2 protein-coding genes are annotated in these 12,811 nt (G+C 41.6%); both read right to left on the reverse strand.

Features of this window, described 5'->3' with window-relative positions; all coding sequences use genetic code 11:
- Positions 1-173 precede the first annotated feature (173 nt).
- A complete protein-coding gene (locus AC6I5B_RS16195) occupies positions 174-6,554 on the reverse strand; it encodes a discoidin domain-containing protein (protein ID WP_497773455.1) in 6,381 nt (2,126 codons plus the stop codon).
- A 273-nt stretch (positions 6,555-6,827) separates the two neighbouring features.
- A complete protein-coding gene (locus AC6I5B_RS16200) occupies positions 6,828-12,755 on the reverse strand; it encodes a discoidin domain-containing protein (protein ID WP_044987263.1) in 5,928 nt (1,975 codons plus the stop codon).
- Between the last annotated feature and the right edge of the window lie 56 nt (positions 12,756-12,811).

Here is a 12,811-nt window from a genome sequence, read left to right on the forward strand (position 1 = left end):
CCACCTCGCTTTATTTATTTCTTTTACGTGTTACATGGCAGTTTGCGAGACTGCCCAATTTTAGGCATAAAAAAAAGACCTACTTCCATTCGCTAGTACAGTTTACCATACCAGCGAATGGGCGTCAAGTCTTATTTTTTCATATCGATTTTCTCAATATACCGATTTATTTTTTATTTTTTTCTTTTTTTGCTGATAATCACACCAACAATTGCACCGATTGCAAGAACTGCTACAACAACGATTCCTACAACTGCACCTGTCGACATGTTATCTCCTGTTTTTGCAGCCTTCTGATCTGATTTTTTATCCTCTGAAGGCTTTTTGTCCGGCTCGTCTTTCGCTTTCAGGTTATCCTTTGCAACCTTCAAATCTTTTGCCGCTTTATCTACTGCCGCCTGATCTGCATTCTCATCGTTAAATACTGCCAATGCTTTGTCGTATGCTTTTTGCACTGCCTCTGCACTTTCTGCTGTATACAATGAGAAATCAAGTTTTTCTGTCTCTTTCAGCAAGTCTTCCAAAGCATCCTTATTCGGAATCAGTCTCAAAGCAAAGATTGCCTGCTGCAAGCTTGTATACGCACTGTCAACTTCCTTCTGAGTCGCTTTCGGATTGTCATATACTGTCTTCGCTCCTGCGAGGGCTGCTTTCAATCCTTCTACTGTGACAGGTGTATACTTTGTAAGGTCATAGCCTTCTGCCTTTTTAATCATTTCGAGAAGCTTCGCTTTATCAACTTCCACTACAACTTCATCCTTCAAACCTTCAATTGCCGCCTTCAGTTCTGCAACCATTGCGTCCAATTCTTCCTGAAGTACATTTCCTGATGCAAGCAGTTTTTCTGCTTTTGCAATCGCTGTATTCAATACTGCTACAGATTCCTCTGTTTTTCCTTCTGTAGATGTGTTCTTCGCAAGATCCAATGTTACCTTAAGGTCTGTCGGATTTCCGATAAATCCAAGAAGATGTACTTTGCCAAGAAGTAATTCGTAAGCTGCATCTACCTGTTCCTGTGTGGCAGCTGTATCTGCATTTACTGCCTCAGCATCTGCGAGCGCTTTCTCAAATGCTTCTTTTACAGCATCTACAACCCACTGATATTCTTCTTGTTCTTTTTGGCTGTTTGCGTATTCAATCAATGCAGTCAAGTTTGATTTATCTGCCTTTTCAGGCTCTTCATTTTTCTCAAACACCGCATATACTGTCATGTCTGCATTTACCACTGTGTCTTTTGTCACTGCTTCGCCTGTTCCGTCTGCTTTTGTATTCCAGCCTACGAATGTGTATCCGTCTTTTGTCGGATTAGCCGGAAGTTTATCGCCGATTGCACTTCCCTCTTCCACTACAACTTCTTGTGTTGTTCCATCTACATTGAATGTAACTGTGAACTGTGCTGCATTTTCTTTGAACACTGCATATACTGTCATATCTTCACTCACTACAGTATCTTTTGTCACTGCATCACCTGTTCCATCTGCTTTTGTGTTCCATCCTGTAAATGTATAACCTTCTTTTGTTGGGTCTGCCGGAAGTTTATCGCCAATTGCTTTTCCTTCCTCTACTTTTACAACCTGAGTTGTTCCGTCAATATTAAATGTTACAGAGAATTCCTTCGGTGTCGGATCCGGTGTCTCAGTCGTCTGAACTTCCACTCGAACTTCAGCTGCACTCATAAATTTGTTCATCTGATTTCCAACGCCATATGTTTCTACACCTACTAAACGGATAAATTTCGTTGTTGTAGGAGTTTTTAATACTGCCTCTTTTGCTCCGTCTTCTACCGGCCATTCACCTTCAGAAACAGATTTCCATGTTTCTCCGTCATCACTGCACTCTACACGGTATTTTGTTACTGTTCCATTCTTTTCTCCACCGGATGTGCTATTTCCATTCTTCGGAGTGTAGATGAATTTTGTTATTGTCTGTGGCTCATCTAATTCCAGCTGGAACCAGCGATCTTTTTCTGCAAGTGTTCCACCTACCGGATTCCATGATGAATGCCACCATGTTCCCATGTTATCATCCAATGCTTTTTCAGGTCCAAAGTTTGCCTGTACACTTCCTGCCGTTGCAGTTGTCTTGCCTGGATCATAAATCTCTGTGTCTCCCGGTTCTGGTTCCGGATCTACTGCTACGTCTGCTGTTCTGACACGAAGTTCGGCTGCTGACATATGAGCATCCACTCCACTGTCTGCATATGTATGAACACCTGTCAAGCGTACATATTTTGCCTGTACCGGTTCATCAAATAATGCAATCTGCCAATCTGCGTTATCTTTATCCCATGTACCTGTAGAAACCGTCTTCCAAGCAGAACCATCCATACTGTACTCTACTTTGTACTCTGTGACTGCACCATTCTTAGAGTTACCCTGTCTTCTTAAGTAGCGAAGTCCATCTAAGGTCGGATAATCTTCTCCCTCTTTTGGTTGCATTTCTAATGTAATCGCACGTTTTACAACATTTGTCGCTTCATTTGTATTCCAATTTGTATGCCAATATGTAGCCGTATTATTATCTAATACAAATTTTGCAGGACCTTCATTTCCTGATGCCGGATTTAATTCACTTGCAGCCGTTACTGACATCTGCGCTATCGGATAATCACGGCTGTCATCTCCCGGAAGGATTGATTCTTCCTCGTCAAGTCTAACTTCGAATCTATTTCTTACATTGTGATCCTCTGATTCCATAATCATGCGAATCACGTTGTCTTTTACCGGCAATACAGTCAACGCTGCATTGTCTGCTGTTTTTGCTTCCACTTTACTTGCATCCGTCTCCGGTGTAGAATAGCTGCTCAATGAAAGCGCTGCTTCCGGAATTGCCTTTCCGGCAATTTTTACTTCTGCAAGTTTTGCAGTTGTATTTGTTGTAAATGTACCGACTGCTTTCTTCAACTCAATCTCTGTAATACCAACACACTGTTTGTCTGCAGGACTTACCACCTTGAATTTCACAAATGTCGCTGTCGTAGGTGCAATCTCATATGTGTATGCTTTCACACGATTGTTTTCTGTTCCAATTGTCTCTTTCGCTTCTACTTTAGTCCAATCATCTTTTCCTGTCTCTGAAACATAGATCTCTGTTGTTCCGGCTGCCGGGAACTGCATCGCTCCATTGTCTCTTGAGAAGTGGATTACAATCTGACCGATTCTCTGCTGTGTATCATACTCAAATGTGATTTCCGCATCTTTGTCGCCTTTTTTAGTACTGTTTGCCCAGTTACTCCAGCAGTCTTCATTCGGTCCACCATCACTGTTATTACCGATTGTTGTGCTTCCATTCTTGATTGCATCTAATGTATCAGATTGATCTTCTTGTGCAATATCCTGTGTCAATTTTGCTGCTCCGGAAACGCTGTCACCAATCTCAATTTTCTCTTCTGCCACACGAACAGTTGCTGTTACATCTAATTTACTTCCGAATACATCTGCAGTTCCGTTTACCGTCACAATCTCTCCCGGTTTTGCATATGCAGACGCATCTTTTGTCTCCCATGTCACAGGGAATGCTGCGGAAAGAATTGTTCCATCCGGCATAACAGCCTGTCTCGAAGTTGGAAGCGTTGGTTTTGTATTCTGAGAAGTTGTTGTCGAATAGTTTAACAGCGCTGCCACTTCATCAATCATATTGACTACGACAGAGACGTTGCATCCCTCTGCAGTTCCACCTGCAACAAAGCTTCCCGCTTTGTTTGTCTGATCTTCTGTAATCTCTCCCCATTTCACATCAACCTCTTTTGATGTTCCATCGGAGTAATTTGCTTTGATTTTAGCCGGAAGTACCGGTTTTTCTCCAGTCTTCACATAGAATACTCTTGAATACTCAAAGCTTTCAATATGTGTTTCTTCTGCTTCCTCAGAAGCTTTTGCTGTCACTTTCACAGTTGCAGATTCCAAATCTTTTGAACTTGCAGTCACACTGATTTCTCCTGCCTTGTCAGTTGCTTGAACAATTGCAACCAATGAACCATTGTATGCATTGCGATTGTCATCCTGATATGACTGGTGGTCTGCCTGTTTACCATTATCAACACCTACCAGCGTACCGCCTTTGACATCGAATTTCACATTGTTCTTTGCATTTGGAACAATATTTCCGTCTTTATCTGTCACATCTACTGTCACATATACAAGATCTTTTCCATCTGCTGTGATTTCTTTTCTGTCAGCTGTCGCTTTTAATTTCTTAGCTTCTCCTGTTGTTTTTACAACAGAGCGACCTTCTGTCTTTTCAATCACTTCGCCTTTTTCATTATAAGCAACGGCTTCCAATGTTCCCTCCTCATACGGAACATCGAATGTCATATACATACTTGTGTGTCCACTCTTTCCTTTTACAGTCTGATATGTATATCCTGCATCCGTTGTCTTCTTCTCAAACTCCTGTGTACCGACTACTTTGTCATTTAATTTTAATTCTACCTTCGCTGCATCAGAATATACAACAACCTCCACTTTTCCACTGCTGTCTTTCATCAAACTGTCTTCATTCCAAGTTGGAAGGACGTGTAATGTGTTCACATCCTCGTTCCACTGGCTTTGATAGAAGTAATAGCTGTCTTTTGGAAGTCCTGCCGTATCCACAATACCGAAGTAAGAGTTTTTCGGTGACGGCCAAGAAGTTGCTGCTCCAGGTCCTGTACCATTCGCAGGCGTTGGCTCTCCGAGATAGTCAAATCCGGTCCATACATACTCACCTGCCACAAAGTCTCTTGTGATAACATCATACCACGCAGAACTTGCAACAGCTCCCCAACCAACCGCTGACTTATCATAGGAAGTCAATTGTTTTTCTGAGTCAAGCTTATTGCTTTGTTTTGTTGTATAAACGCCACGGCTATTTACTGCTGATGCAGTCTCAGAACCATATAAATTCCATTTTGGATAGGTTCTATGCAAACTATCGTAACTATCCCCTTTTGAATAGTTTGTTCCAGATGCTCCACCTACTTCTGTCAACTGGTTGGCAATCTGAATATGCTCATTATTCGCATTCCCAACTGCACCTTTAACAGCATTACTTCCAATTGTAAGAATTCTTGTGTCATCGACTTCTTTTGTCCATTGAATCAATTCTGCTGCTTTTTCATCATATCCGCTTCCACCGGCTCCCTCCTGAATCTCATTTCCGAGAGACCACATAATGATAGCCGGGTCGTTCTGTCCTCTTCCGACAGTTGCTTTCAAATCAAACTCTGCCCATGTCATATTTTCTTCTGCACCGAGAATCTGATTTCCTTCTTCGATCGTCTTATTAAACCAAGTTGCATAATCGTTAGAGTTTGTATTTTTGTGGAACATCCAACCGTCAAAGAACTCATCGATTACAATCATTCCTTTTTCATTGCAGACATCAATCAACGCAGATGCTGCCGGGTTGTGTGTCACACGGATAGAGTTACATCCCATTTCCTTCAGAATTTCCACCTGACGTTCAATAGCGCGTCTGTTCGCTTCAGCTCCTAATGCTCCCTGATCATGGTGCATACATACACCTTTCAGTTTCACATTTTTGCCGTTTAATGAAAATCCTTTTTCTGTATCAAATGAGAAATATCTAAATCCATATTCTGTCTCATATGTGTCTACTACATCCTCTCCAACCTTCACTTCTGTGCGGACTGTATAGAGATTCGGGCTTTCCGGGCTCCACATTTTCGCGTCTTTCACGTTCATTGTAGCTTCCACGTCAACGCTCTGCCCAGCTGCCACTGTCTTACTTTCTGTAGTAACCTCTCCTACTTTTGTATCTTTTCCTTTTTCAAACATTGTATGAGTCACTGTAACTGCCTTTTCTGCATCAGACTCATTCAAAACTGTTGTCTTAATATTTGTATTTTGGTTGCCTTTAGCTAAATCCGGAGTCTCAACCTTCACTCCATTCAAATCCACATGTACTTTATCTGTTGTTGTCAAATATACACTTCTGTAGATACCACTTCCTGAATACCAACGGCTGGATGGTGTCTTGTGATCTACTTTTACTGCGATTGTGTTGACCTCTCCAACCTTCACATAATCTGTGATATCAAACGAAAATGGTGTATATCCATATGGATGCGTACCTACCTCATGACCATTTACATAAACGGTTGCATTCATATAAACGCCATCAAAATCAAGTCTTACCTCTTTTCCTTCCATTGCTTTATCGAGCGTAAAGTTCTTGCGATACCATCCTGTTCCGCCTAAAAGATAAGCACTCTCAGCTTCTCCTGACTGTGTGTATTCCTGCTCGATACTGTAATCGTGAGGCAATGACAATTGTCTCCACTGTGAGTCATCAAACGTCGGCTGTTCCGCACCTGATGCATCACCAAAATAAAATCTCCAGTTGTCATCAAAATTCTGAGAACGTTCTGTCTTGCTTCCATACTGGTTCACATAAACAGTTTCTTTTTCAGAACTCATCTGTGTGTTCGAATCCGAACGCATAACAGCTGATTGGTCCGCTGCAAATACAGCAGTAGGGAGTCCCATACCCTGAACTGTGAGCATTGTCGCCATAGCAACTGCTCCAATACGTGATATTTTCCTTTTCTTCATTTTCTTCTTCCTTTCCTGCCCTTCGGCATAACATATAGATACGAATTGATATCTTTTTTAATTATAGTACCTTTTAACCGTCAGTGTCAATTTCAAAAACCGCTTTCTTGTATCTTTTAACCAAACAAACCGTTCCCTCTCTTCTTTTTATAGTAAACTATAACCATCACATATCGACCAACCAAAACATAAAAAAGAGAGCCGCAAATACTTAACGTATCCACCGCTCTCTTTTTCACAAATTTCAAACATTCAAATCAATGTTCCATTGTTTTATTTTTTTCTTTTTTTGCTAATAATCACACCAACAATCACTCCGATTGCAAGAACTGCTACGACAACAATCCCCACAATTGCACCTGTCGACATATTATCACCTGTTTTTGCAGGTTTCTGCTGTGGCTTTTGCCCTGGTTTTTCTTCCGGTTTTGGATCAGGTGCTGCTGTTCCAGCTTTTTCCAATCCTTCAACCGCCTTAGCTACCGCATCAACTGCTGCCTGAAGATCTTCTTTTGAAATATCTTCATCAGCAAGCGCCGCTTTTAAGTCATCCATAGCCTCAGCATAAACCTTCCAGCTGTCTGCTGTGTAATCGTCTTTTTCATAATACGCGAGACAGTCATCATAGTATTTCTGTGCTGCAGCTTTATCGACATTTTCCGGAACAGACGGCTCTTCTTTTTCGACCAAAGCTTCCCGAGCAGCTTTCAGCGCTTTACATGCCTCATCTACTTCTGCCTGTGTTGCATCTGCGTTTCTGCTTACAGTGTAAGCATCTGCCAACTCCTGCGCAAATACTTTCCAGCTGTCTGCTGTATAGTCATCCTTATTCAAAGCTTCTGCCGCTTTAATCGTTTTATCAAGCTCTGTCTTATTTGCTTTCTTCACAAGCGCTTCCATAGCTTCATTCAATCCATCTGTTGCCGCTTTCACAGAAGCCTGTGATACATTTTCATCTTTTTGAACTGCTGCTGCAGCTTCCAACGCTTTTTCAAATGCTTCCCATGAACCTGTAGTGTAATCAGCTTCATTTAATTTACCAGCCGCTTCCATCGCTTTGTTCAATTCTGTCTTATCTGCTTTCTTCACAAGCGCACCCTTTGCTGCTTCTAACGCTGCAAGTGCTTCATTTACATCTGTCTGTGTCGCTTTTTCATCTTTTTCAACTGCTTTTGCAGCGTCCAATGCTTCTTTAAATGCTTTCCAGCTGTTTGGTGTAAACTCTGCTTCCTTCATTTCACCTGCCGCTTCGATAGCTTCCTGTAAAGCTGTCTTATCTACTTTTTCAGGCTCCTCACCTTTTGCTACACGAACACGAAGCTCTGCAATTGCCATATCGGACGTCTTCACTTCACCGTTAGACATTGTCTCAACACCTGTGATACGCACATATTTTGCTTCTGTTGGCTCTGTAAAGTCTGCTGTCAGCCATCCATCTTTTGGCTCCCAGCTGCCTTCAGCAACTTTTGTCCACTCTTCGTTGTCCATGCTGACTTCCACTTTGTATTTGCTGATAAATCCATTTTGATCGCCCTGTGTTAAGTTCGTTCCCTCATATCTTGGGTAATAACGAAGCTGATCTAATGTAGCTGCTTCTTTCAATTCCATTGTGAACCACAACTGGTCTGCTGTAGACGCCGGGTTCCATGATGAATGCCACCATGTATTTGTTTTTCCGTCAAATGCTTTTTCCACACCGTTTCCAGGCTGTGTACTTCCTGCTGTTCCTGTAATCATTCCTACCGGATAGTCTTCTCCCGGTTTCACTTCCGGCTCTTCCGGATCCGGAGGTGTCACTTCTTTTTCAGAAACAACACGGAACTCCGCTGTTGTCATATGCAAATCTCGTCCAGCTTCTGCAATTGTATGAACACCAATCAAACGAACCTGTTTTGCCTCTACTGCTGGGAATGTTACTAACTTCCAGCCAGTTGTTGGGTTATCCCATGTGCCGCTTGCCAAATCTTCCCATTTACCGTCATCTGTCGCACGGTACTGTACTTTGTATTCTGTAACATGTCCATTATTTCCATTTCTTGGTAAATAACGGATTGCACTCACTTCTGTTGGTTCATCTAAGCTTACACCAATCCAACGCTTGTTAATATCCTGTCCTTCTGTCGTGCTCCAGTTTGTATGCCAGTATGTATTTGCTTTTCCGTCTAATACAAAATCATCTGGACCCTCATTTGTAGTTCCCGGTAAGTATTGGCTTCCTGAAATCGCCGTCAGCTTATCTACCGGATAGTCTTTGCTGTCGTCGTCCGGAGACATTGGTTTCTCCTGCTCCAAATAGATAACAAATGTATTTTTTGTTCTATGGTCTTCAGACTCTATCAAAATACGAATCTGTTTGTTATGTACCGGTAATACCGTTACTGCCGCATTATCTGCTCCAGCTGCTGTCACGGTAGCTGTTTTGTCTAATGTGTAATATGCATTTTCTGCAAGCTCTTCTGCTGTCAATGCTTTTCCATTCACTTCAAGAGAAGCAAGTTTTGCTGTTGTGTTTGTCTTATAAGAACCAACTGCTTTTTTGATTTCAATCTCCGTGATACCGGTACATGGCTTGTGACCAGTCGTCAATACCTCATCACTGTTTGTAACTGCAACCTTGAACAATGTAGCTCCAACCGGATTGAACTTATATGTATATGCTTTCACACGACCATTCTCTTCTCCAATTGTTTCTTCTGCTACAACTTCCTGCCAGTCATCACCGTCATTTGCTTTCACATAAAGCTTTGTTGTTCCTGCCTTTGGATAACGTGCAGATGCACTGTCTTTAAAGAAATGAACTGTCACTTCTCCAATTACTTGTTGTGTAGCATATTGGAATGTAATTTCCGCAGTGTTATCTCCGGCTTGAGAATTTTTATAATTACTCCACGCTGTTGGATTTGGTCCGCCGCTTGTGTTGTCTGCAATTGCAGTTTTTCCATCCCAAACTGCATCCAGCGTATCGGACTGCTTATCTTTTTCAATATCCTGTGTCAGCTGAGAAGGATTATCTACTGACCCAACAATCTCATACGTCTCTTCTTGTACACGAATCGATGCTGTAACTTCCATTGCAGTTCCCAAAACATTCGACGTACCATTAACTGTAACAATTCCAGGCTCGTCATATTTGGTCTTGTCTACTTTTCCCCAAGTTACAGGGAATGATACATTTAAGACTGTTCCATCCTGTGCAATTGCAGGTCGTGTTGTCGGAAGATTCGGTTCCGTTCCCTTCGGTGTTGTTGCAGAATAATTCATTAAACCACCTAATTGGTCAATGACATTTACTGTAACAGAAACTTTATATTTTCCATCTACGAGACCATTCACAACAAAGCTTCCTGTTGTCTCCTTAATTTCATCCCATTTTACCGGTAAGTCTTTCTCTGTTCCGTCTTTAAAACGAGTTTTGATTGTCTCCGGCAATTGTACTTTACTGCCTGCTTTTACATAATAGTGTTTTGACATGTAGAAGCTGTCCACCTGAGTTTTATCTACAGTTCCGTCTTCCACCTCTGTTGTCGTAATCTCAACAGTATCCAACGTCAATCCGTCAGCTTCTGCTTTTACCGTAATCTTTCCTGCATCTTTTGTTGATTGCACGATTGCAACAAGAGAACCATTGTACGCATCACGGTTGTCATCCTGATATGACTGATGGTCTGCCTGTTTTCCGTTGTCCACACCAACTAAAGTACCTGCGCCTTCCACAGTAAATCTCACGTTGTTGTCTGCATCTGGTACAATATTTCCATTTGCGTCTGTTACATCCACCGTGATATAAGAAAGATCTTTTCCATCTGCCTTAATACTGTTGCGGTCTACTGTTGCATCTAATTTAGTCGCTTTATCAGTTGTCGTCACTGAAGAACGTCCCTGTGTATTTTTAATCTCATTTCCATCTTTATCGTAGGCAACTGCTTTTAATGTTCCTTTCTCATATGGAACACTAAATGTCATATACATGCTTTCATGTCCAGTTTTACCCTTGACCGTTTGATACTTATAGCCCGCTCCTGTTGTATGTTCTTCAAATGTCTGCTCAGCAATTTCCTTATCATTCAAAAATAACTTCACTTTTGCCGCATCTGAATAGACAACAACTTCAACATTGCCATTTTCATCTTTCATAAGGCTGTCTTCATTCCAAGTCGGAAGAACATGCAATGTATTTACTTCATCATTCCACTGACTTTGATAGAAGTAATAGCTGTCTTTTGGCAATCCTGCTGTATCCACGATTCCGAAATAAGAGTTTTTCGGAGATGGCCATGAAGTTGCAGCTCCTGCATTGATTTTATTTGCCGGTGTCGGTTCTCCAATATAGTCAAATCCAGTCCACACATACTCTCCGGCAACAAAGTCTCTTGTGATTACATCATACCAAGCTTCACTTGCCAAAGCTCCCCAATTTACCTTTGATTTATCATACGAGGTAAGCTGTTTATCCTGATCCAATGCTGCATTCGCTTTTGTAGTATATACTCCACGACTATTTACAGCAGATGCTGTCTCAGAACCATATAAGAACCATTCCGGATATGTACTGTGTAGCGCATCATAATTTGATCCGCCAGAATAGTTTGTTCCTGACATACCGCCAATCTTTGTCAAATCGTTCGCAATCTTAATATGCTCATTATCTGCTTGCCCAATAGCGCCTTTCACTCGGTTGCTTCCGATTGTCAATGGTTTAGATGTATCTATCTCTTGCGCCCATTTGATCAGATTCTTTGAAATCTCGTAATAACCACCTTCGCTGGCACCTTCGCTGATTTCATTACCAAGTGACCACATGATAATAGACGGATCATTTTTCCCCTGATTTAATGTCGATTTCAAATCAAACTCAGCCCATGTCATATCTGATTTGCCATCTAAGATTTTATTTTCATCTCCAATTGTTTGATTAAACCACTTCGCATAATCATTCACATTACCATTCTTAGCCTTGTGCCATCCATCAAACAATTCATTAATAACTAAGATACCTTTTTCGTTACATACTTCAATTAGCTCTTCTGCCGCTGGGTTATGTGTCACACGGATAGAATTACATCCCATCTCCTGCAGAATCTCTACCTGACGCTCAATTGCACGTTTCTGCGCTTCTGCACCGAGCGCTCCCTGATCGTGGTGCATACATACACCCTGTAATTTTACCTTTTCTCCATTGAGAGAAAATCCTGTCTTCGTATCAAGTTCTGTATAACGGAAACCGTAATCTGTGTCATAAGTGTCAACTACTTTATCATTCACTTTCACTTCTGTTGTCACTGTATAGAGATGTGCATTCTTTTCGCCAAGCCCCCATAATTTCGGCTGATTTACTTTTAAATTCGCCTTAATGTCAGCTGTCTTTCCTGCTTCCACAGACTGTCTCTCTGTAGTCACTGTCGCAACTGCATCTTTTTTCCCTTTTTCACGCAAAGTGTGAACAAGTGTAATCTCTTTTGCCTCTTTTTCTTCATTTGCAACCGTTGTCACAATGTCCATATTGACATCGCCATCTTTTTCTTTTGCAAGATTCGGCGTCGCAATCTTTGTTCCGTTCAAATCCACATGAACTTTATCCATCACAGTGAGATCCACACTGCGATAAATACCACTTCCCGAATACCAACGGCTTGAAGGTGTCTGATGATCCACTTTCACAGTGATCACATTCTCTTCTCCTGCTTTCACATAGTCTGTGATATCAAAAGAAAATGGAGTGTATCCGTAAGGATGTGTACCTAACTGAGTTCCATTTACCCATACGGTCGCATTCATATAAACGCCGCCAAAGTCAAGTCGGATTTCCTTATCTTTCATATCCTCTGTTAATGTAAAATGCTTTCGATACCAGCCTGTACCGCCCGGAAGATATCCGCTTTCTGCTTCTCCTGACTGTGTATACTCCTGCTCGATGCTGTAGTCATGAGGAACTGATACTGTTCTCCAAGCAGAATCATCAAAATTAACAGCTTCTGCTCCATCCGCATCTCCTAAATAAAACTTCCAGTTCGCATCAAAATCATGAACTCTTTTTGATGTGTCGTATGTGTTGACATACACCACTTCTTTATCCGAGCTCATCTGTGTGTTCGAATCTGTGCGAACCTGAACCTGCCCTGATGCATTTACAGACAATCCCTGCAATGTCATCATTGTTGCCAGTGAAAAAGCAACCAGTCTTTGCACCTGTTTCTTCTTCATAACACTTCTCCTTTTCATATTTTGGTATAACATGTACTAATGTGAATAGATACATT

The sequence above is a fragment of the Faecalimonas nexilis genome (assembly GCF_059731825.1).